Here is a 22,773-nt window from a genome sequence, read left to right as displayed (position 1 = left end):
CGTACCAACACTTAACCCAACTAATTAGAAGCAAGGAGAAACACCATGAAACCTCAAATGGCTCTCAAACCACTGGTTTTCGCGCTCGCCGCGCTCATGGCTGCCGCTGCTCAAGCGGGTAGCTGGCATCCAGCCCCTCAACCCACCGGCACGGTGGCCGCCGTGGTCACCGATGTACAAAAAAGCCAGCACAACAAATTCGAGGACAGCAACACCGAAAACAATGCCTCGGCCGACAACTCGGTCACCGGCAACAGCGGTAACGTGGGCGTCAACGTACAGTCGGGCTCCGGCAACCAGGCGGATAACGCAGGGGCCATCTCCAGTGCCAAAGGCGACTTTGCCAGCGTGTTCGCCGTGATCGATGTGGATCAAGCCAGCACCCATAACAACTTCGTCAACAAAGGCACGCAAAACAACGCGTCCCTGGACGGCTCCGTCAACGGCAACTCCGGCAACGTGGGTTACAACGGCCAGGCCGGTCAAGGCAACGAAGGTAAAAACAACCTGGCAATCACCACCGCTGACGGCAAGAACATCGCCGCCGCCTCCAACACCGAGCAGAACTCGCTCAACAACAGCTACCTCAATACCGCCGTCAGCAGCCATGGCTACGGCAAGCCTCAATACGTGTCCAACAACGCAAGCCTGGACAACTCGGTTAACCGCAACTCCGGCAACGTGGGTGTAAACCTGCAATCCGGCGCGGGCAACCAGGGCAGCAACAGCCTGTCGATCGGTCAAGGTTGCAGCGTTTGCAGCAGCGGCGTGCGCTTCTGATCCAACGGGGCCTTGGCAACAAGGCCCTTTTTTATTCCAGTGTCCAACAGGTCAGTCGATCATGCGCCTTGCGGCCCTCACCCTCCTGATGTTGCTCACCGGTCCCGCCTGGGCAGGCACCATGGCGATCTCCGCCATGCCCGGCGGTGCGGTGATTTTCAAGAAGGTCGAGAGCATCCGTGAACGCCGGTTCGCCAACCTGGTGGAACAGAAAACCGATTTCAGCTGCGGTGCTGCGGCACTTGCCACCATCCTGCGCCAGGCCTATTGGCTGGACGTCGATGAAGATCACATCATCAAAGGCATGCTGGTCAATGCCGACCAGGACCTGGTGCGTACCCAGGGTTTTTCCATGCTGGACATGAAGCGCTACCTCGAAAGCATCGGCATGCGCGCCCGGGGCTACAAGATCGCCCCGGACACCCTGGTCACCGTGAAAATCCCGGTGGTGGTGCTGCTGGAGATCCGTGGCTACAAGCACTTCGTGGTGATGCAGCGGGCCGACAAGGACTGGGTGTATGTCGGCGACCCGGTGCTGGGGCATAAGCGCTATGCGCGGGATGACTTCGTCAAGGGATGGAATGGGATCGTGTTCGCCGTATTGGGTGAAGGCTACGACAAGACCAATGTTCTGCTCGACCCGCCTGCCCCGCTGACCGCCAAGAACCAGTTGAACGAGTTCCGGCCCGTGGGCGACGCCGAGCTGATGGATTTCGGTTTTATCCAGAGCGACTTCTTCTAGAAGCGCAATAAGGGGCAGGACGCTCCAGGAGCAAAAGATGAACACTTCCCGTTGGCTGACGGTTTTGTGTCTGGCAGCCTCGATGCCCGCTTATGCTTCGTCGGGCTTCAAACCGATCGAACTCAATGATGCGCAAATGGCCGAGCTGCGCGGCCGGTATGTGATGCCGGGGCGCATCATCAGCTTCGGCATTGTCATGAGCAGCACCTGGACCAATGCGGTCGGCGACAGCATTACCGCCAAGGCCAGCATGCAGTTGGACAAGACCACCATTACCCCGCAATTCTACGTGCAAACCACCGGTGCGGCGGGTTCCGGAACGCCCTCTGCCGGCAGCGGTAACGTGATCGGCGGAGCCGGCCTGACCAGCGGCCAGGGCGTGACTCAAAGCGTGCGCGCCGCCGGGGATGGCAACACCGCCTACAACCAGGTAGGCATCAACGTCACCCAGGACGGCTTTGCCCCTGCCAACGCTGTGCAGTCCGGGCAGGTATTGGTGGCCGGTGGCACCGTCACCGGCGAGAGCAAGGCAGGTCATGTCAGCGTATCGGCCAACAATGGCGGCCTGCAAATGGCGATCCAGGCCAACCACAACCAGGGCAACAGCCTGCAGCAGATCGGCGGCGGGAATGTGCTGCAAGGGACAGTTTTGAAGGGCGATACCAACTTCGTCAGCAACATGACTCAACTCAACGTGGTGATGAACAATAACGGTTTGAACAACGGCGCATTGAACTGCAATCTGGACCAGCTCAAAGGCCTACGCACGCTCGGTTATTGAACTACGCTGACCCTCGACACTTACGCATTGGAAAAGGACGGCTTATTTCATGCATCGATCGTTATCGCTCCGCGCGGTGATCTGTTTAAGTACGCTCTTGCCCGCATCCGTGCTGTATGCCGCGCCAGATGCCGATATCGAAACGCTGAAGAAGGAACTCCTGGAACTCAAGCAACGCTACGACGTGCAGCAAAAGGCCCTGGCCGTGCTGGAACAACGTGTACGCCAGGTGGAAGATCAACCGGCCACGCCGGCACCCAGGCGCCTGGCCAAATCCCCTGCCGACTTCAAGCAAGGCGGTACGACCGTCGCAGGTACCGGCGCGGCAGCAGCGTCAGGTGGCGCGGGCGGCGGCGGCAGCTCCTACGGCCAGTCGCTCAAGGACGATTCGGCCCCTGCGCAAAGTGTGAGCAACCTGTACAACGAAGCCAGTGGCTTCTTCGGCAATGGCAAGTTCAGCGTCGAGACCGGCATCACCTATGCCCGTTATGACGCGCGCCAATTGACCCTCAATGGTTTCCTGGCGCTGGATTCGATCTTCCTTGGCAACATCAACCTGGACCGGATCAAATCCGACAGCTGGACCCTGGACCTGACCGGCCGCTACAACGTCGATAACCGTTGGCAGTTCGACCTCAACGTGCCGGTGGTCTACCGCGAATCGACCTATCAGTCCGGCGGCGCCGGCAACGATGCCACGGCCACCTCGGAAGCTTCCGTGACCCGCGACCCTACCATCGGCGACGTCAACTTCGGCGTGGCGTACAAATTCCTCGATGAAACCCCTACCCTGCCGGATGCCGTGGTGTCGGTGCGGGTGAAGGCGCCTACGGGTAAAGAGCCGTTTGGCATCAAACTGGTCAAGCAACCCAACAACGACAACCTCTACCTGCCGGAAAGCCTGCCGACGGGCAACGGCGTATGGTCGGTCACACCGGGCATTTCCCTGGTCAAGACCTTCGACCCTGCGGTGTTGTTCGGCTCGCTGTCGTACACCCACAACTTCGAGGACTCGTTCGATGACATCAGCAGTGAGGTCAACCAGAAGGTGGGGGGCAAGGTGCGCCTGGGCGACAGCTTTCAGTTCGGTGTCGGCGTGGCCTTTGCCTTGAACGAAAAAATGAGCATGTCGTTTTCGGTGTCCGACCTGGTGCAGCGCAAAAGCAAGCTCAAGCCGGACGGCGGCGACTGGCAGTCGGTGGTCTCCAGCGATGCAAATGCGGGCTACTTCAACGTCGGCATGACGATTGCCGCCTCGGATAACCTGACCATCGTGCCGAACCTGGCGATCGGGATGACCGATGACGCCCCGGACTTCACGTTCAGCCTGAAATTCCCGTACTACTTCTGATCGAGAGGCAAACGCTTCCCGCGATGCGCAGCGAGTCGCTCTTGATCTTGATCTGGCTTTTGATCTTAGGCGCCCCGTTAAACCACGCTGGCCGAACGCAGGCTTGAATCCGTGGGTAACCCGGCAGGACGCCGGGTTAGCCGCCCCGCGCCATGGATGGCGCGTGGCGGCGGCCCACGGATTCAAGCCTGCGTTCGGGCACACCGAGCCTAGGCGAGGTGCCGAGTGGTGGGGCAAGAGCCTTTTTGGTTACTTTTGGGGCTCTTTTCCAAAAGTGACCCGCTGTAAAAGCGGAACCCATAGTGGCCGTGACCGCAGAAACGGATATGTACCCGGTCTGATCCAACATCCAGGTCGGCCCAGAGGCCGCCATCGGGGGCAAGCCCCCTCCCACAAAGGTCCCTAGCGGATCTGATGCTTGTGCAACAACCGGTAGAACGTCGGCCGGGAAACGCCCAGCACCCGGGCCGCGATGCTCAGGTTGTCGCTGTGCCGGTGGAGTACGTCGCACAATGCCTGACGTTCGGCGCGGTGCTTATAATCTTCCAGTGTCGCCATCGGCGGCGACACGGCCTGGGGGCCTTGCAGTCCCAGGTCAACCGCTTCGATCTGGCGCCCCTCAGCCAGGACCAGGCCACGGCGCACACGGTTGGCCAATTCACGCACGTTGCCCGGCCACGGGTGTTGCCCCATCGCCACCAAGGCCTCTTCGCTGAAGCTGCGCGGGCGGCGGCCGGTTTCCTGGCTATAGAAACGCGAGAAGTGATTGGCCAGCATCGCCACGTCGCCATGGCGTTCGCGCAGGGGCGCGGTGACGACTTGCAGCACGTTCAGCCGGTAATACAGGTCCTCGCGAAAGGTGCCCTTCTCGACTGCGGCCTCAAGGTCAACGTGGGTGGCAGCCAGCACCCGCACATCCACCGGGATGGGCTGGCTACCGCCCACGCGCTCGATCTGTTTCTCCTGGAGAAACCGCAACAGGTTGGCTTGCAGCTCCATCGGCAGATCACCGATTTCATCGAGAAACAGCGTGCCCCCATGGGCTGCCTCGATACGCCCGACCTTGCGCTGATGCGCACCGGTGAAGGCGCCCTTTTCATGGCCGAAGAGTTCCGACTGGATCAGGTGTTCAGGAATCGCACCGCAGTTGATCGCCACGAACGGCTTGGCGTGTCGCTGGGACTGCCGGTGCAGCATCTTGGCCACCAGTTCCTTGCCGGTGCCGCTGTCCCCCCGAATCAGTACCGGCGATTCAGTGGGCGCCAGCTTCGACAACAATTTGCGCAGTTCGCGAATGGGCCGGCTATCGCCCAGCAACTCATGCTCAGGCCCACCCACCGGGGTGTTGCCCTTGCCGCGCAGGCGCGCCATGCCAAAGGCGCGCCCCAGGGTAACCTGCACCCGCGACACGTCGAACGGCAAGGTGTGAAAGTCAAAAAACCATTCGCAGACGAAATCCCCAACGTTCTGCAGGCGTAACACATCCTGGCTGAGTACCGCGATCCATTCGGTACCGCTACGACCAATCAGCTCCTTGACCGCCTCGGGCCGCTCCAGATGACAAGGCTGTAACCGCAACAGGCCCACATCGCAGGAACGCTCGCCCACGGCTTCGAGGGTACAGCTGTCCACTTCCCATCCGACCGTGCGCAAGCCGGGCAGCAGCCCGTGACAATCCTCACAAGGGTCGACGACCAGCAAGCGGCGTTGCGCAGAAGTCACAACCATGACTATTCCTTGGCGTCAGTTTTTTTAATAGAAACAATAGTTTGTAGTAGCAAGATGAGAACATAGCAAAATATTGACGCGACGCTTGTACCCTTTCGCTATAACTGCGAGCAAAAAGCCATCAACCGGTAAAAAGTTGCTCGCGTGCCAAACGTTTAGTTCCGCTTTCAAAACAGCCGCTTACATGACGCCAGTCAGGGAAAGTTAAAAATTCTTGTTCTAGCATGTGACCCGCCCCCCACCATCGTGCATCAGTACAAGTAACCCACCGCACGGTCAGCCCAACCGCCGGTATTCACTTGAATGGGCACAGAGAGAGACGACACACATGAACGCTCCGCTGCGCATCAACGAAGCTCTTTTGATTGCAGACCGTGCTTTCCAGCCCTTCCAGTGCGTGGCCTGGCACGATGGTCATGGCGCCCTCAGCCTGAGCGTCATCGACCGCACCAATACCCGTATCGGCAGTAAACAGCTGTCATCGACCACTTACACCGACCCGGCGCAATTGGAAGACTTGCTGTTGCAGGCACGTGCCGAGCTCGACAAAGATGGCCACCAGTTGCAGCAGTGGGCAATGCCCAAGTAAGTCGACCGGGTAACTTCCGATCACCGCATTACAGTGATCGGAAGTTGCACTGACTTATCGCGCGTTGAGGATAAATCGCTCGAACGCTTCGGCAGCACCGTCTTCGATATTACTGCCGGTCACGACGCTGGCCTGACGCTTGACGGTTTCTTCCGCCTGGCCCATGGCAATCGATAAACCGGCCACCTGAAACATCGCCGGATCGTTGCCGCCGTCACCAATAGCCGCCGTTTGCGCAAGCGGCACCCCAAGGTGCGCCGCCAGGGTCTTCAAGGCTTCGCCTTTATTGGCCAGCATCGCCGTCACATCCAGATAGACCGGTTGGGAACGGGAAACCTGAGCCAGACCCTTCACCTTGGGCTGCAACTGCGCTTCCAGCTCCACCAGCAACTGCGTGTTATTGCTCGCGGCGACGATCTTGTCGACCCGGTCCAGGTAGGGCTCGAAACTCTCCACCACCACCGGCCCATACCCCAGGCCGTCGGCTTCGCGCTGCTCCATCGGCCCTGGCGAGTCACGGCGCAGCCAGTCGCCATCGGCGAACACCCAGACTTCCACATCCGGCTCGGCCGAGAACAGCGCCAGCGTCACCAACGCCGCTTCCGCCGGCAGATGGTGGGCTACCAGAATGCTGCCATCCGGGTTGATCAACGTACCGCCGTTGAAGCCCGCCACTGGCACGTCGATACCGAACGTCTCGATCAGGTGCATCATGGCCTTGGGCGGGCGACCGCTGGCCAAGCTGAAAAACACCCCGGCCTCACGCAACGCGCGAACCGCATCGGCCGTGCGCTGGCTGAGGCGGTGATCCGGATGCAGCAAGGTGCCGTCCACATCACTGAGGATAAAACGGATGGGATGAATCGCTGCATCACTCATCCGAGGCTGTGCCAGGCACGGCCATCACGGGCCAGCAATGCATCCGCCGCCGCCGGGCCATCTTCGCCGGCCTTGTAGGCCTGGATTCCATCATCTTCTTTCCAGGCATCCAGGAACGGCTGCACGGCGCGCCAGCCGTTCTCGATGTTGTCGGCACGCTGGAACAAGGTCTGGTCACCGGTCATGCAGTCGTAGATCAGGGTTTCGTACCCCGTCGATGGTTGCATCTCGAAGAAATCCTTGTAGTCAAAACCCAACTCAATATTGGCCATCTCCAGGGTCGGCCCAGGCTTTTTGGCCAGCAGGTCGAACCACATGCCTTCATTTGGCTGGATCTGGATCTTCAGGTAGGTGGGCTTGAGTTCATCGACGTCGGTGTCGCGAAATTGCGCGTACGGCGCCTGCTTGAAGCAGATCACGATCTCGGTGTCGCGGATGCTCATGCGCTTGCCGGTACGCAGGTAGAACGGCACACCGACCCAGCGCCAGTTGTCGATCATGACCTTCAGCGCGACGAAGGTCTCGGTGCTGCTGTCAGGCGCGACATTGGCCTCTTCGCGATAGCCCGGCAGTTGCTTGCCGGCGATTTCACCGGCGGTGTACTGGCCGCGAACCGAATTGGCCCGGGCATCTTCCAGGGACCAGGGGCGGATCGCACCGACCACCTTGGCCTTCTCGCCACGCACTGCATCGGCGCCAAAGGCTGCCGGCGGCTCCATCGCGACCATCGCCAGCAACTGGAACAGGTGGTTGGGCACCATGTCCCGCAGCGTGCCGGTTTTTTCGAAGAAATTGCCCCGGGTCTCCACGCCGACCGTTTCAGCAGCGGTGATTTGCACATGGTCGATGTAGTGGTTGTTCCAGAACGCTTCGAACAGCACGTTGGAGAAACGGCTGATCAGGATGTTCTGCACCGTTTCCTTGCCCAGGTAATGGTCGATGCGATAGATCTGCTTCTCGCTCATCACCTTGAGCAGGCAGGCGTTCAACGCTTCGGCGCTGGCCAGGTCGGAACCGAACGGTTTCTCGATGACGACGCGGCGAAAACCCTCGTCCGTCTCATTGAGCAATCCGGCACTGCCCAGGCGCTGCACCACTTCACTGAAGAAGCGCGGTGCGGTCGCCAGGTAGAACACTGCATTGGCGCTGCCGCTGTCGGCAATTTTCTGCGCGATATCGGCGTAGGTGCTGTCGTCGAGAAAGTCACCCTCGACGTAGCTGATGCCTTTGGCCAACTGGGCCCACAACTGGGGGTCCAGCGCATTGTCGGCACTCCCCCGGACCTTGCCGGCAGCTTCGGTTCGAATGAAGTCCTCGAGCTTCTTGGCAAAGTCCGCATCGCTGATGGCGTTGTGATCAACACCCACGATCCGCAGGCCATCGCCCAGCAGCCCGTCGCGGCTCAGGTTGTACAGCGCCGGCATCAGCAGGCGCTTGACCAGGTCGCCATGGGCGCCGAACAGAAACAAGGTGGTGGGTGGAGCGGGTTCGGCCTTGGGTTTCTTGCCGTTGGCGGTCATTTTTTGGAAGTCTCCACGTGGCCGCCAAAGCCGAAGCGCATGGCCGAAAGCATTTTGTCACCGTAGGTGCTCTGCTGGCGCGAACGGAAACGGGCGAACAGCGACGTCGACAGGACCGGTACCGGCACCGCCTGCTCCATGGCCGCTTCGATGGTCCAACGGCCTTCGCCACTGTCCGCCACGGAACCGGAATAGCCGTCCAGCTTCGGGTCGGTCGCCAGGGCATCGGCGGTCAGGTCCAGCAGCCACGACGACACTACGCTGCCACGGCGCCAGACTTCGGCAATGTCGGCCACGTTGAGGTCGAAGCGCTGGTCTTCGGGCAGGTTGTCCGAGTTCTTGGTCTTGAGGATGTCAAAACCTTCGGCAAACGCCTGCATCATGCCGTATTCAATGCCGTTGTGGATCATCTTGACGAAGTGACCGGAGCCCGCCGGGCCGGCATGAATGTAGCCGTGCTCGGCACGCGGGTCCGCAGAGGCCGAACGGTCCTTGGTGCGTGGGATGCTGCCGATGCCAGGCGCCAGGCTCTTGAAGATCGGATCAAGGCGCTGCACGGTTTCCAGGTCGCCACCGATCATCATGCAGTAGCCGCGTTCCAGCCCCCACACGCCACCGGAAGTGCCGACGTCGACATAGTGCAGGCCTTTTTCCGCCAGGGCCTTGCCGCGACGCACGTCGTCCTTGTAATTGGTGTTGCCACCGTCAATGATCACGTCACCGCTTTCCAGCAGCCCGCTCAGTTCATTGATGGTGTCTTCGGTGGGAGCGCCCGCCGGCAACATGACCCACACGGCGCGAGGCTTTTGCAGGCCGGCCACCAGGGCTTTCAAGTCGGCGACGCCGGTGGCGCCCTCCTCGCTCAGGCCTTTGACAAAGGCTTCGTTACGGTCATATACAACGGTGGTATGCCCATTGAGCATCAGGCGCCGCGCAATGTTACCGCCCATGCGGCCTAGTCCGATAATCCCCAGTTGCATGTGCTGATGCTCCTAACTGCTAAAAAATGTGTGACATAGTTTATAGCGCAATGAGGCTAATGAGGGTTAGTCCAGAGCGGATCCGTGTAGTTTCATGGTAAAAAAGTAGCCATCGTTTCACCATCACGGCGGCAAAAGTCACACGACCACCAAAAATAAAAAAGTTCCCTTGATGTGAAAAAGAATTCAAACTTGTCCACGACTGCTGCCGCTCACCTGTTTCGGCGGCGCGATCTACCCGGCTATTTGCGAGGCAAGCAATGAGCACAGCACAGATGACCCGACCGCCACAGACCCTCTATGTCAACATCCGCCGCGATGAATTGCGTCAGTTGAAGGACGAGCGCGATCAGTTGCAACAGGAAGTCCTGCGCCTGCGTTCACACCTCCAGGCCCAGCTTGAGCTGCCGTCCGGCGCCAAGCCCGCGCTCTGCTGAAGGCGCTTGGTTAGTTTGTAAGGCAATACCTACAGAAAACTCACAAAGTTTTCACACACCTGTCCCGATACTCCCGCCCGCGATGCCGCTCATGTTCTGAGCGGCCCGATGTTGCGCGCCTGTGCGCAACGATCATTTTCTGATGGGGCGCTGGATGGCGATGTTCAAACGCAGCACGACGACTGCGAAAGGCTTTGATTGGGCCGGCCTTGGCTGGTTATTCCTGTTTTTCTGGTATTTCTCGGGTATTACCCAACTGCTTATCCAACTGACCGGTACGTCCGGCTTCAGTGGTTTCCGCCAGGCATTCTTCATGAGTGCGCTGTGGCTGGCGCCGATGCTGCTGTTCCCGCGGCAAACGCGGGTGCTTGCCGCCGTGATCGGCGTGGTGCTGTGGGCCTGCTCCATGGCCAGCCTGGGTTATTTCTTCATTTACCAGCAGGAATTTTCCCAGAGCGTGATCTTCATCATGTTCGAGTCGAACATTTCTGAAGCGGGCGAATACGCCACCCAGTACTTTGCCTGGTGGATCGTGCTGGCGTTCATAGCGCACACGGCCTTCGCGGTGTTCCTGTGGACACGCCTGCGCCCGGTGTACTTGCCTCGCGGCCAGTCGATCGTGGCGGCCATCGCCATCGTATTGGCCGTGGTCGGCTACCCGCTGGTCAAGCAGATCGCCACCAGTGACACGATGGAACAGGCCATTGACCGCTTTGAAACGCGGATCGAACCGGCCGTGCCCTGGCAGATGATCGTCGCCTACCGCCGCTACACCGAACAACTGGACAACATGCAAGGCATGCTGACCAGTGCCAGCCAGATTCCACCCTTGAAGAACCTCAAGGACAGCATGGCCGGCCAGCCGTCCACCCTGGTGCTGGTGATCGGCGAGTCCACCAACCGCCAGCGCATGAGCCTTTATGGCTACCCGCGCAATACCACCCCGGAACTGGACAAGCTGCGCGACCAACTGGCGGTGTTCGACAATGTCATCACCCCGCGCCCCTACACCATCGAGGCGTTGCAACAGGTACTGACCTTCGCCGACGAAGAAAACCCGGACCTGTACCTCAAGACGCCGTCGATCGTCAGCGTGATGAAACAGGCCGGCTACAAGACGTTCTGGATCACCAACCAGCAGACCATGACCAAGCGCAACACCATGCTCACGACCTTTTCCGAACAGGCCGACGAGCAGGTGTACCTGAACAACAACCGTAACCAGAACGCCCGCCAATACGACGGCGATGTACTCGCGCCGTTCTCCAAGGCCCTGGCCGATACCGCCGAGCGCAAGTTCATCGTGGTGCACTTGCTGGGCACGCACATGAGCTATCAGTACCGGTATCCGTCGACGTTCGACAAGTTCACCGATCGCCAGGGCGTGCCGCCCGGAGTCAGCGACGCTCAGTTGCCGACATACAACAGCTACGACAACGCGGTGCTGTACAACGACTTCGTGGTCTCGAGCCTGATCAAGGACTACGCCAAGACCGACCCCAACGGCTTCCTGCTGTACCTGTCGGACCACGGCGAAGACGTGTTCGACTCTGCCGGCCATGACACCCTGGGCCGCAACGAAGGCAAGCCGACCGCGCCGATGTACACCATTCCCTTTATGGCCTACGCCTCACCCAAGTGGCGCGAAAGCCACGACTGGAGCTTCGCCGGCGACCTGCAACGGCCTTACAGCAGCTCGCAGTTGATCCATACCTGGGCGGACCTGGCCGGCTTGAGCTTCGATGAACTGGACCGCAGCAAAAGCCTGGTCAGCGACAGCTTCAAGCCGCGCCCCCTGCTGATCGGCAACCCTTACGAGACCAAGCAGAAAGCCTTGATCGACTTCAGTTTGATCAAACCGAAAAAGGCCAACAGCACCGAGGTGGTGATCAAGTAACCGAGAGGCTTGTAACAGAAAGATAACAATCATTCTCGTTTAAGCCTAAAGTTCCCCGTCTCCTTTCGTCTTTGAGCCATACCCGCCCTCTCCGGGGGCGGCCTCAAAGACGACAAGGAGTTCGCCGCGATGCTCGCGCCTTTTACCCGTTCCATCACCGTTACCCTGGGCCTGTTCAGCCTTGCGCTAAGCCCTGAACTGCTGGCCGAAACCGACCCCGAACAAGCCCCCGCCGGAACCCTCGAACTGGGCGCCACCCGCGTCACCGCCGAGGGACTGGGCGCGACCACCGAGCACACCGGCGCCTACACCACGGGATCGATGAGCACCGCCACCCGCCTGAACCTGTCAGTCAAGCAAACCCCGCAATCGATCTCGGTGATCACGCGCCAGCAGATGGATGATTTCAACCTCAACACCCTGACCGACGTGTTGCGCCAGACCACCGGCATCAACGTCCAGCACAATGACTCAGACCGCGTGTCCTATACCTCCCGTGGCTACGGCATCAACAACTTCCAGATTGACGGGATGCTCAACACCTTCGGCTACATGAAGAGCGACGCCGACACCATCATCTACGACCGTATCGAAGTGGTGCGCGGCGCCACCGGCCTGACCACCGGCGCGGGCGACCCCTCGGCCACCGTCAACATGGTACGCAAGCGCCCTACCGCCCAATGGCAGGCGAAAACCGGGATCAGTGGCGCCACCCATGACAACTATTACAGCTACCTCGACGTCGGCGGCCCGCTGGCCTTCGACGGCAAGCTGCGCGGACGCAGCGTACTGGCTTACCGTGACAGCCAATCCTTTCGCGATAACTATGCACTGCAGCGGGCAGTCGGCTACAGCATTCTCGAGGGCGACCTGTCCGACGACACCGTGCTGGCCGTAGGTTTTGACTACCAGGACAAACAGGTACAAGGCACTTCCTGGGGCACCGTGCCCTACTGGAACAGCCAGGGCGGCAAAGCCGGGCTGTCGCGCTCCACCAATATGGCCGCGCACTGGAGTTCCTGGCCACTGACCGACAAGACCACCTTCGCCACCCTCGACCATCGCCTCGGCGGCGACTGGCACCTGAAGGCCGCCTACACCCATCGCCAGAGTGATACCGATGGCAAGGTGTACTACGGCGGCGCAGGCTTGCCAAATGCCGACCGCAGCGGCATGACCGCCTAGGCCAGCCATATGCGCGGCACGTCGAGAATGGAAGCCATCGACCTCAACCTGGCTGGCAGCTACGCGCTGCTGGGCCGCGAACATCAGCTGATGATGGGTTATGGCGAGGCCGCGCAACGGGACATTTCGCCGTTCATGCGCAGCAATCTGCCCAAAAGCTACTACGCCATCGAGGACTGGAAGCACATGGGCGGTATCGGCAAGTTCACCGACGATGTCACCGACCTCAAGGGCGAGCACAGCAAGAAACAACAGAAGGCCGGCTACCTCGCCACTCGGCTAAGCCTGACTGACCGTCTGCACGCCGTACTCGGCAGCCGCTACGGCAGTTGGGAGCTGGAAAGCGCCACCCCCGAATACAACGCCAATGATCAACTGACCGCTTCCGGCAAAACCCGCCAGACTCATAACGATATGTGGACGCCCTACGCCGGGCTGCTGTACGACATCACCCCGCAGTACACCGTCTACGCGAGCTACACCGACATCTTCAAGCCGCAAAGCGCCAAAGACGTCAACAAGAAGTACCTGGAGCCGGTGTTGGGCAGCAACTACGAGGTCGGCCTCAAGGGCAGCGTGCTCAACGAGCGCCTGAACCTGGCGGCCGCGTATTTCTGGAGCACCCAGGACAACGTTGCCGAGCGCGATGACGCGGTGCCGCCCAACCCGGTCACTGGCGAGGAGTACTACAAATCCGGCGGCAAAGGTAACAAGGTGAAGGGGTTCGAACTGGAGGCGGCCGGGGAAATCACACCGGATTGGAACCTGACTGCGGGCTACACCTATACCCATTCGGTAAACGGCGCAGGCCAGCGCAACAATACCGGCCAACCGTTGAACCTGTTGAAAATATCCAGCGCTTACCGCCTGCCGGGGGCCTGGCGCAACCTGACCGTGGGCGGCGCGGTGAATTGGCAGAGCGGTATCCATGACTTCGGCAATCGGCCCACGGGCCAGCGCGATGACGAAGGCAACTCGATCACCACGCGGGCGAAGATCGAGCAACAGGGCTACACCGTGGTCAACCTGATGTCGCGCTACCAGTTCGACGAACAGCTTACGGCATCGATCAACGTCAATAACCTGTTCGACAAGAAATACTACGAGCGCGTCGGTTTTTACAATGGCGTGTATTGGGGCGATCCGCGCTCGATTACCCTGGCCTTGGACTGGAGGTTGTAGCGCCCTGCTCCGCGAAGTTGAAAAACATTAACTTCGCGGGCCAATTTCGTTAATTCCCACTTAATAAGCTAACGCCATAGTCGCCCCACGATCTGATCACGGAGTGACCGGACACTTATCACTTTTAATGGGAATACCGTCATGAAACTTTCGACACTGATGTTTGCCAGCCTGATAACCCTGACCTCCGCCGCGGCCTTTGCAGAGGGCGGTTCAGAGCGCTCCAGGGAGTTCTACAACAACTTCAGCTTCATTCAGCAAACAACCCACGGCAAGGCCGAACAGCAAGTTGTGTCGGCCGATGGCAAACCGACTAAAGCCACTACTGCCGAACCTGCTCAGCCCAACAGTTGATTTAATGCTGAGTTAATTCGCACGTACCCTGTGCCAACCCGCTCCTTTGGCAAAGGTTCTATTGGGCGCCATTCAATGGCGCCTTTTTTTGCAGTGCTTTTATTACAGCGCCTTGTTCCAGAACAACATGCGGCCATGGGCGGGATCAAATACCGAATCGTCAAAACCGAACTTGCGATACGCCGACTGCGCCAGCGCATTGCCTTCAAGCACTTCCAGGGTGATCTTGCAGCAACCGCGCTGCCGGGCGATTTCCTCGACCTTCTGCAGCATCTTCTGACTCAACCCCAAGCCACGAAACTGTTGCGCCACTACCACATCGTGGACATTGACCAAGGGCCGACAGGCGAACGTCGAAAACCCCTCGAAGCAATTGACCAGCCCCGCCGGGACACCCCCAACGAACGCCAGCACACTGAACGCATGAGGGCGCTTGGCCAGTTCCGCAGGCAGTTGCTGCAACAGATCGGCCGCCAAACGGTGGCCGCCGCCCATCGGGTCCTCAGCATAGTGGTTGAGCAGCGAACCGATGGCATCGGCGTGTACGGCGTTGGTGTAGCTGGCTTGCAGCACCAGGATGTCTGGGGTGTCCATTTCCTTCCTCGATAACGACAACCAGGGAACCGATTCCCTTTGAGAAGGGTAATTGTAAGCATGGAGTCGGCAGTAGATGAAGGAGATTAACGACAAATGTCTGACAGAAAGCGCGTAGATTGCGCGCATCCAATGCCTCAAACGAAGTGAACACGGGGTTCTCAGGTGCCGAAGCGCTGCAGCTGCATTTCGCGCAAGCGGCTCAAGGTGCGACGAAAAGGAAACGCCAGGTAGCCTTCGGTATAGAGGCGCTCCAGCGGTACCTGGGCCTCGATGAACAACGGCACTTTACGGTCATAACATTCATCCACCAGCGCGATAAAGCGGCGCACGCTGTCATCATGCCTGGACAACTCTGGCAATTGGCGATCCCCCGCAACCACGCGTTCGGCGCCGTCTTCGGTGCCACGGGCAATGCGACCAGGGCGCTGCTGTGCGCTGAGGTTGGGCACCTCTGCCAGCAGGATGGCCTTGAAGCGATCGCACAGCAGCATGAAATCCATCGCGGCCAGGGGTTGTTCGCAGAGTTCGGCGTAGCGGCACCACAGTACCGCGTCACTGGCCTGCACCGCCGCTATCGTGCGATGCCCCACGTTCACCACCTTCTCGTGGCTGACGGTTTGCCCGTCGCTCATCTGCCTGAACAACGCGGCCAGTACATCGGGCCGATTGACCCAGTAGCGCTGCAGGCCGACGCCGGGATGCAAGCGATGATCCTCGCCGCCGTCCACGGCCACCACCTGCATATGCCGCTTGATCGCCTCGATACCCGGCAAGAACCGCTCACGGTTGAAACCTTCGGCGTACAGCTGCTCAGGGGGTTGATTGGAGGTACACACCATCACCACGCCCTCCTCGAACATCACCTGAAACAGGCGGCCGAGAATGATTGCGTCACCGATGTCATTGACGAACAACTCGTCGAAGCACAGTACGCGCACGTCCCGGCTCAGTTCCCGCGCCACCGCCTGCAGCGGGTCCCGGGTACCGGTGAGCTGGAACGAGCGCTGGTGCACCCAGCCCATGAAGTGATGAAAATGCTGGCGGCGCGCGGGCACACGCAGGCTCTGATGGAACTGGTCCATCAGCCAGGTCTTGCCGCGCCCCACCGGGCCCCACAGGTAAACACCCGCAATCGGCGAACCGCCCTGGTGCAACGCCTGATGACAGGTTTGCAAGGCCTGCACCCCACGGCGCTGAGCGTCGTCGGGCACGAAGCCTTGCTGAGCGATAGCGTGTTGATAAGCGGCGAGCGGCGAGTCGAAAGTCATGGGTGCCAGTATGACGCACAACGCGAACGCCAGCCGCGCAATCTTCGCCCTCAGCCCAGTTCCGCACGCAGTTGGCGCGCCGCTGTGACCAGGTGAATCAACGCCGCTTCCGTCTCCGGCCAGCCACGGGTTTTCAGGCCGCAATCGGGGTTCACCCACAATCGCTCAGCCGGAATCCGCTTGGCTGCCTTGCGCAGCAAGTCAACCATCTGCGCCACCTCCGGCACCCGTGGCGAGTGGATGTCGTAGACGCCAGGGCCGATGTCGTTGGGGTAAGCGAAGGCTTCGAACGCATCCAGCAACGCCATGTCCGAGCGCGAGGTTTCAATGGTGATGACGTCGGCATCCATCGCCGCGATGGATTGGATCACATCGTTGAACTCGCTGTAGCACATGTGGGTGTGGATCTGGGTCTCGTCACGCACGCCGCAGGCACACAGGCGGAACGCTTCGGTGGCCCAGTCCAGGTAGTGTGGCCATTGCGCCTGACGCAAGGGCAAGCCTTCGCGGAACGCGGCCTCGTCGATCTGCACGATCCTGATACCGGCGGCTTCCAGGCCCACCACTTCATCGCGCAGCGCCAGGGCCAGTTGCCGGGCCTGCTCTTGGCGACTCACGTCCTCCCGTGGGAACGACCACATCAGCATGGTCACCGGGCCCGTCAGCATGCCCTTGAGCACCTTGCGCGTGAGGCCCTGGGCATAGCGAATCCACTCCACCGTCATCGCCTTCGGACGGCTCAGGTCACCATAGATCAGCGCCGGTTTCACACAGCGCGAACCGTAGCTCTGCACCCAGCCGAACCGGGTGAAGGCGTAGCCGTCCAATTGCTCGGCGAAGTATTCGACCATGTAGTTACGTTCGGCTTCACCGTGCACCAGCACATCCAGGCCGAGGTTCTCTTGCACCTCGACCGCGTGCCTGATCTCGCTGTGCATCGCTTCGACGTATTCGGCTTCGCTCAACTTGCCGGCCTTGTACGACTGGCGCGCCAGGCGGATCGACGCGGTTTGCGGGAACGAGCCGATGGTAGTGGTAGGAAACAGCGGCAGGTTGAGGCCGGCCCGTTGTTTCTCGATACGCTGGGCGAAGGGCGACTGGCGCTGGCTGTCGTTGGCGCTGATCGCGGCCACGCGCGCTTGCACGGCGGGCTTGTGAATACGCGGCGACGCGGCGCGCGCAGCCTGTACCTCGCGACTCTCAGCCAGCGCCGCCAGCACCTGCGGCGCTTCGGGCTGGTCGAGGGCCTGGGCCAGTACCGCGACTTCCGTGCACTTTTGCAAGGCGAAGGCCAGCCAGCTCTTCAACTCGGCGTCCAACTGGTCTTCGCGCGCCAGATCCACCGGGCTGTGCAGCAGTGAACAGGACGGCGCGACCCACAGACGCTCACCGAGTTTTTCCTGAGCGTGTTGCAACGTCGCCAGGGCTTTTTCCAGGTCGCAGCGCCACACATTACGGCCGTTGACCACGCCCAGGGACAGCACCTTATAAGCCGGCAAGCGATCGAGAATAGTCGGGTATTGCTCCGGTGCCCGTACCAGGTCGATGTGCAGGCCGTCGACCGGCAGATTGGCGGCCAGGCCGAGGTTTTCTTCCAGTCCGCCAAAGTAGGTGGCCACCAGTTTCTTCAACGGGTCACGCTGGATCAGGTTGTAGGCACGCTCAAAAGCGTTCTTCCACGCCTGCGGCAGATCGAGCACCAGGATCGGCTCGTCGATCTGCACCCACTCGACACCCAGTTCGGCCAGGCGCTGGAAGATCTGGCCGTACAGCGGCAGCAGGCGGTCGAGCAGGTCAAGCTTGTCAAAATCGCCGCCCTTGGCCTTGCCCAGCCACAGGTACGTCAGCGGGCCGATCACCACCGGCTTGACGGTGTGGCCGAGGTCGCGGGCTTCCTGGACTTCTTCGAACAACTGCTCCCACCCCAGGTGGAATTGCTGATCGACGCTGAACTCCGGCACCAGGTAGTGATAGTTGGTATCGAACCACTTGGTCATTTCCTGGGCGTGAGCGCCGGCGCAGCACGCATCGCTGACGCCACGGGCCATGCCGAACAACGTCTGCAACGTGGCCTGGCCATCGGCCGGGCGGAAACGCTCCGGGACCACGCCAAACATCAGCGAGTGGGTCAGCACCTGGTCGTACCAGGCGAAATCACCCGCGGGCAGCAGCTCGATGCCGGCCTGTTTCTGCAGGTCCCAATGGGCCTTGCGCAAGTCACGCCCCACGGCGCGCAGGCCGGCTTCATCGAGCTCGCCCTTCCAGAACGCTTCCTGCGCTTTTTTCAGTTCACGGTCGCGTCCAATGCGCGGAAATCCGAGGGAATGAGCGACTGCCATGATGTAAAGCTCCAACATATTTGTATGGGAGCTATTGTCGGGATGAGGCGATAGTGAAACAAACTCAATTTATTCCAGATGATCACAAATTTTTTTCATGATTGATTTAGGAGCGGAAACTTAACGGGCTGCGCCTGGATAAGGCCAAGACAGCTAAAAACCCTAGGGCACCCCTCTGCCATTGACTGATGGCATTACGCCTTGACACCATTCCTCGAAATAGTAGATAAGCCTATGTCTGAACAGCGGACGCTAATGATCTGCGGAGCACCCACTGAAACACCGGTTCAGTAATTGCAGAGTGACTGATCAAGTTATTTTTTCACCTAAAGTACCAGTCCAAGTCAACGTCAAAACCCATCTATGCCAGGAGGCGCTATTCAAAATGAGTATTCAAAATAAATTAGAAAATCTGGTTTTTGCCATTAAAGACAAGCATTCGCTATTGGACGCAGAATCACAAAGACTTCGCGCCCCGGCATTTGTCAGCAGCTTCAACCAAAACAACTATCACGACTGGTGCCGAGCGACGGTAGGCGATGCACTAATAAAGCTACGCCTATTTACCGAGCAAAACTTTAACTTCATTGAAACCATGGGCGTGCTGGCTGTTACACGCTACACTTTTGAACTAAGCATATGGCTACGTCTATTTGAGCTTGACCCCCAATACGGACTGGTATATGCGTCACAACTCATAGACAGTCAGCGCCGTTACTGGCAAGACCAAGAAGCACAACTAAAAAGGGAGATAGTGCTCCTGACGGCTCTGGGAGAAGAGGAAGAAGAACTCATCGCTTTGGAAACCAGGAAATACATTCAGAGCCGCACGTCAGAAGAGACAACAAGCGAGGGGCCTCAGTACCAAACCATTGCCGACATGATTGATCTTAAGGCAGCACGTAAATTTTCAATTTATGCCGATCAGGCAAAGCATAACGGGTATGGATTTATCGCTCATCAAATCGAACATACAGCTTTGCCCCAGGCAGAAAAATCCCTGGAAGAAATTCTGCTTAAAGAATCTTTTTTCCATGCATCCCTCCCACAAGCGATAGCTGATCTTATACCCAAAAGATGGAACTGGCGCGATATGGCCAAAAAAGTAGGAATGCTAGATGAATATGACTACATATACACGTTCACCAGCAAGCTGATGCACGCAACCCCGTCCAGCCTGACAACCAACGCTAAAAACCTGGAAGCACATGAAATTTATGTTTTCCTGAAGTTTGTAGAGATAAAATTTTCGGACGCGATTGAAGCAGCAAAAAAATACTAATCCACGTCTCTTCCCGGGCCTGCTGTGGGGTATGCGCTGCTTCTAAACGAAGCAGAGGCTGGACTGCCAAGTGCATACTCCTCTCTGGTCATCCCCTCTTCTGCTTCATAACGACCAAATCACGGCGCTGCCCTCTCAAGGAACGGTCACACTCAGGCGCTACGCTTAAAAGTAAGCACGCAAATTCCGCCCACTAACCTTTCGATCTGTTCCAAGTGCGGGCACAATGCGTGTCCTTTTTTGGCAGGCACCGCCGCAGGCTCTCAAAAATGATCAAAACGCCGTACTACCTCATCGATAAACAGAAGCTTCTGGTCAACATGCAGAAGATTGCCTACGTGCGCGAGCAGTCCGGCGCCAAGGCTCTGCTGGCACTCAAGTGCTTTGCCACCTGGTCGGTGTTCGACCTGATGCAGCAATACATGGACGGCACCACCTCGTCGTCGCTGTACGAGTTGAAGCTCGGCCGCCAGAAGTTCGAAGGTGAGGCGCATGCCTACAGCGTGGCCTGGGCCGATGATGAAATCGAAGAGATGCTGGACAACTGCGACAAGATCATCTTCAACTCCATCAGCCAGCTGCAGCGCTTTGCCGAGCGCAGCGAAGGCAAGACCCGTGGCCTGCGGGTCAACCCGCAAGTGAGCAGCTCCGATTACCTGCTGGCCGACCCGGCGCGTCCGTTCAGTCGCCTGGGCGAATGGGACCCGGTGAAGATCGAAGGGGTGATCGAGCAGATCTCCGGCTTCATGTTCCACAACAACTGTGAAAACGGCGATTTCAGTCTGTTCGACAAGATGCTCGGCACCATCGAAGAACGCTTCGGCGCGCTGCTGCACAAGGTCCAGTGGGTCAGCCTCGGCGGCGGCATCCATTTCACCGGTGAAGGCTATGCGTTGGACGCGTTTTGCGCACGCTTGAAAGCATTCTCCGAGAAGTACGGCGTGCAGGTGTACCTGGAACCGGGGGAAGCGGCGATCACCAACAGTGCGTCGCTCGAAGTCACCGTGCTCGACACCCTCTACAACGGCAAGAACCTCGCCGTGGTCGACAGTTCCATCGAAGCCCACCTGCTGGACCTGCTGATCTATCGCCTCAACGCCAAGCTGGCGCCAAGCGAGGGCGAACACACCGTGATGGTGTGCGGCAAATCCTGCCTGGCCGGGGATATCTTCGGCGAGTATCAATTTGATCGTCCGCTGGCCATCGGCGATCGGCTGTCGTTCATCGACACCGCAGGCTACACCATGGTCAAGAAAAACTGGTTCAACGGCCTGAAAATGCCGTCCATCGTAGTGAAACAACTCGACGGTACTGTCGAAGTGGTTCGTGAATTTGGTTACGACGACTACCTGTCCAGCCTTTCGTAAGCTGGCGGATAAAGGAGAGATAAAGCAATTGAAAAAGAACGTTCTTATCATTGGTGCAGGAGGTGTCGCCAAGGTGGTGGCCCACAAGTGCGCGCAGCACAACGACGAACTTGGTCGTATTGCTATCGCGTCGCGCAACATCTCCAAATGCCAGGCCATCATCGACAGCGTCAAGGCCAAGGGTAGCCTCAAGGTTCCCGCCGACATCCAGGCCTTCGCGCTGAACGCCCTGGACGTGGAAGCGACCAAGGCCCTGATCCGCGAGACCGACTCGCAGATCGTCATCAACGTGGGTTCCGCGTTCCTCAACATGTCGGTGCTGCGCGCCTGCATCGACACGGGCGTGGCGTACCTCGACACCGCCATCCACGAAGAGCCGGGCAAGGTCTGCGAGACCCCGCCGTGGTACGGCAACTACGAATGGAACCACCTGGAAGAGTGCAAACAGAAGAACATCACCGCCATCCTTGGCGTGGGCTTCGACCCGGGTGTCGTCAACGCATACGCCGCGCTGGCGCAGCAACAGCATTTCGACCGCATTGATTCGATCGATATTCTCGACGTCAATGCCGGCTCCCATGGCAAATACTTCGCCACCAATTTCGACCCGGAAATCAACTTCCGCGAGTTCACCGGACAGGTGTGGAGCTGGCAGAACAGCCAGTGGACCAGCAACACCATGTTCGAAGTCAAGCGCACCGACGACCTGCCGGTCGTCGGCTCGCAGAACCTCTACCTCACCGGCCACGATGAAGTGCACTCGCTGTCGAAAAACCTCGACGTGCCCAACGTGCGCTTCTGGATGAGCTTCGGCGAACACTACATGAACGTGTTCACTGTGCTGAAAAACCTCGGCCTGCTCTCCGAGAAACCGGTCAAGACCGCCGAAGGCCTGGAAGTGGTGCCGTTGAAAGTGGTCAAGGCCGTCCTGCCCGACCCTTCTTCGCTCGCCCCCGGCTACACCGGCAAGACCTGCATCGGTGACCTGGTCAAAGGCACCAAGGATGGCCAGCCGCGCGAGATGTTCATCTACAACGTGGCCGACCACGAAGAAGCCTTTGCCGAGACCGACAGCCAGGGCATCTCCTACACCGCCGGCGTGCCACCGGTCGCCGCCGCGCTGCTGGTGGCGCGTGGTGAGTGGGATGTGAAACACATGGCCAACGTCGAGGAACTGCCGGCCGAGCCGTTCCTGAAAGCGCTGGACGTGATGGGCTTGCCGACCCGTATCAAGGACGCGCACGGTGATCGGGCCTGGAATGCGCCTGCCTGACGGGTGATCGCTGGCCGAACAAAGAAATGCGCCCTCAGGGGCGCATTTTTTGTTGGGGCACGGATACCCAATAAAGCAACGCGATCGCTGTGGGAGGGGGCTTGCCCCCGATAGCGGTGCTTCAGATTCAGGTAAGCAGGCTGACCCACCGCTATCGAGGGCAAGCCCTCTCCCACACTGGATCCGGGTCTACCTGCAGGCACCCCGTGTGCTTTTACAGGTAAACTCCCCTCCTTTCCCTC

Annotated in this window: 18 protein-coding genes and 1 pseudogene; 12 read left to right on the top strand and 7 right to left on the bottom strand. The window is 59.3% G+C overall.

What is annotated here, in order from left to right; translation table 11 throughout:
- Positions 1 to 45: 45 nt before the first annotated feature.
- The 4 genes from BFQ04_RS21570 (at position 46) to BFQ04_RS21555 (ending at position 3,654) form a co-directional block, all read left to right on the top strand.
- Positions 46 to 780: a hypothetical protein gene (locus BFQ04_RS21570; RefSeq protein ID WP_065952519.1), complete on the top strand. Its 735-nt coding sequence runs from the start codon at positions 46 to 48 to the stop codon at positions 778 to 780.
- A 61-nt stretch (positions 781 to 841) separates the two neighbouring features.
- A complete protein-coding gene (locus BFQ04_RS21565; RefSeq protein WP_065952518.1) occupies positions 842 to 1,522 on the top strand; it encodes a C39 family peptidase in 681 nt (226 codons plus the stop codon).
- A gap of 37 nt (positions 1,523 to 1,559) precedes the next feature.
- A complete protein-coding gene (locus BFQ04_RS21560; protein ID WP_065952517.1) occupies positions 1,560 to 2,303 on the top strand; it encodes a hypothetical protein in 744 nt (247 codons plus the stop codon).
- Positions 2,304 to 2,352: 49 nt separating this feature from the next.
- Positions 2,353 to 3,654, top strand: a complete 1,302-nt coding sequence (locus tag BFQ04_RS21555; protein WP_065952516.1) for a hypothetical protein — start codon at positions 2,353 to 2,355, stop codon at positions 3,652 to 3,654.
- A 402-nt stretch (positions 3,655 to 4,056) separates the two neighbouring features.
- On the opposite strand, the gene BFQ04_RS21550 is transcribed toward BFQ04_RS21555, so the two are convergent.
- A complete protein-coding gene (locus BFQ04_RS21550; protein WP_065952515.1) occupies positions 4,057 to 5,382 on the bottom strand; it encodes a sigma-54 dependent transcriptional regulator in 1,326 nt (441 codons plus the stop codon).
- 328 nt (positions 5,383 to 5,710) lie between these two features.
- On the opposite strand from BFQ04_RS21550, the gene BFQ04_RS21545 reads away from it, so the two are divergent.
- Complete coding sequence (locus BFQ04_RS21545) at positions 5,711 to 5,971, top strand: hypothetical protein (RefSeq protein ID WP_057722166.1); 261 nt, start codon at positions 5,711 to 5,713, stop codon at positions 5,969 to 5,971.
- A 54-nt stretch (positions 5,972 to 6,025) separates the two neighbouring features.
- On the opposite strand, the gene BFQ04_RS21540 is transcribed toward BFQ04_RS21545, so the two are convergent.
- Genes BFQ04_RS21540 through gnd form a run of 3 tightly spaced genes read right to left on the bottom strand, consistent with a single transcriptional unit; the run spans position 6,026 to position 9,350 of the window.
- Positions 6,026 to 6,850 carry a Cof-type HAD-IIB family hydrolase gene (locus BFQ04_RS21540; RefSeq protein ID WP_065952514.1) on the bottom strand — a complete coding sequence of 275 codons (825 nt, stop codon included), beginning with the start codon at positions 6,848 to 6,850 and terminating at the stop codon, positions 6,026 to 6,028.
- Positions 6,847 to 8,370, bottom strand: a complete 1,524-nt coding sequence (gene zwf / locus BFQ04_RS21535) for a glucose-6-phosphate dehydrogenase (RefSeq protein ID WP_065952513.1) — start codon at positions 8,368 to 8,370, stop codon at positions 6,847 to 6,849. Before zwf ends, BFQ04_RS21540 begins: the two co-directional genes overlap by 4 nt.
- Positions 8,367 to 9,350 (bottom strand): phosphogluconate dehydrogenase (NAD(+)-dependent, decarboxylating), encoded by a 984-nt coding sequence (gene gnd / locus BFQ04_RS21530; RefSeq protein WP_065952512.1) that lies wholly within the window; start codon positions 9,348 to 9,350, stop codon positions 8,367 to 8,369. Before gnd ends, zwf begins: the two co-directional genes overlap by 4 nt.
- A 260-nt stretch (positions 9,351 to 9,610) precedes the next feature.
- Between gnd and BFQ04_RS29745 the strand changes: the two genes are divergently transcribed.
- From BFQ04_RS29745 to BFQ04_RS21515, 4 genes and pseudogenes are all read left to right on the top strand, one after another.
- A complete protein-coding gene (locus BFQ04_RS29745) occupies positions 9,611 to 9,787 on the top strand; it encodes a DUF6026 family protein (RefSeq protein WP_256544602.1) in 177 nt (58 codons plus the stop codon).
- A gap of 154 nt (positions 9,788 to 9,941) precedes the next feature.
- The gene (locus BFQ04_RS21525; RefSeq protein ID WP_065952720.1) at positions 9,942 to 11,684 is read left to right on the top strand and encodes a phosphoethanolamine transferase CptA; all 1,743 of its coding nucleotides are present in this window, start codon (positions 9,942 to 9,944) and stop codon (positions 11,682 to 11,684) included.
- A gap of 129 nt (positions 11,685 to 11,813) precedes the next feature.
- Positions 11,814 to 14,051 (top strand): annotated as a pseudogene (locus BFQ04_RS21520) (TonB-dependent siderophore receptor).
- Positions 14,052 to 14,192: 141 nt separating this feature from the next.
- Positions 14,193 to 14,405, top strand: a complete 213-nt coding sequence (locus tag BFQ04_RS21515; protein ID WP_065952511.1) for a hypothetical protein — start codon at positions 14,193 to 14,195, stop codon at positions 14,403 to 14,405.
- Between the two features lie 102 nt (positions 14,406 to 14,507).
- On the opposite strand, the gene BFQ04_RS21510 is transcribed toward BFQ04_RS21515, so the two are convergent.
- The 3 genes from BFQ04_RS21510 to metE form a co-directional block, all read right to left on the bottom strand.
- Positions 14,508 to 14,999 carry a GNAT family N-acetyltransferase gene (locus BFQ04_RS21510; RefSeq protein ID WP_065952510.1) on the bottom strand — a complete coding sequence of 164 codons (492 nt, stop codon included), beginning with the start codon at positions 14,997 to 14,999 and terminating at the stop codon, positions 14,508 to 14,510.
- Between the two features lie 161 nt (positions 15,000 to 15,160).
- Positions 15,161 to 16,270, bottom strand: coding sequence for a cell division protein ZapE (gene zapE / locus BFQ04_RS21505; RefSeq protein WP_065952509.1), 1,110 nt, complete (start codon positions 16,268 to 16,270; stop codon positions 15,161 to 15,163).
- Positions 16,271 to 16,320: 50 nt separating this feature from the next.
- Positions 16,321 to 18,609, bottom strand: a complete 2,289-nt coding sequence (gene metE, locus BFQ04_RS21500) for a 5-methyltetrahydropteroyltriglutamate--homocysteine S-methyltransferase (protein ID WP_065952508.1) — start codon at positions 18,607 to 18,609, stop codon at positions 16,321 to 16,323.
- A gap of 385 nt (positions 18,610 to 18,994) precedes the next feature.
- Between metE and BFQ04_RS21495 the strand changes: the two genes are divergently transcribed.
- The 3 genes from BFQ04_RS21495 to BFQ04_RS21485 all read left to right on the top strand — a co-directional run bounded on the left by BFQ04_RS21495 (position 18,995) and on the right by BFQ04_RS21485 (position 22,531).
- Positions 18,995 to 19,891, top strand: coding sequence for a DUF5677 domain-containing protein (locus tag BFQ04_RS21495; protein WP_065952507.1), 897 nt, complete (start codon positions 18,995 to 18,997; stop codon positions 19,889 to 19,891).
- Between the two features lie 269 nt (positions 19,892 to 20,160).
- A complete protein-coding gene (locus BFQ04_RS21490; RefSeq protein WP_065887408.1) occupies positions 20,161 to 21,258 on the top strand; it encodes a carboxynorspermidine decarboxylase in 1,098 nt (365 codons plus the stop codon).
- A 28-nt stretch (positions 21,259 to 21,286) separates the two neighbouring features.
- Positions 21,287 to 22,531 (top strand): saccharopine dehydrogenase family protein, encoded by a 1,245-nt coding sequence (locus tag BFQ04_RS21485; RefSeq protein WP_065952506.1) that lies wholly within the window; start codon positions 21,287 to 21,289, stop codon positions 22,529 to 22,531.
- Positions 22,532 to 22,773: the final 242 nt, after the last annotated feature.

It is taken from the genome of Pseudomonas sp. 37 R 15 (assembly GCF_900004865.1).
Lineage (GTDB): Bacteria > Pseudomonadota > Gammaproteobacteria > Pseudomonadales > Pseudomonadaceae > Aquipseudomonas > Aquipseudomonas fluorescens_AM.
Note: the sequence above shows the minus strand (reverse complement) of the source record. Positions and strands in the feature narration are given on the sequence as shown.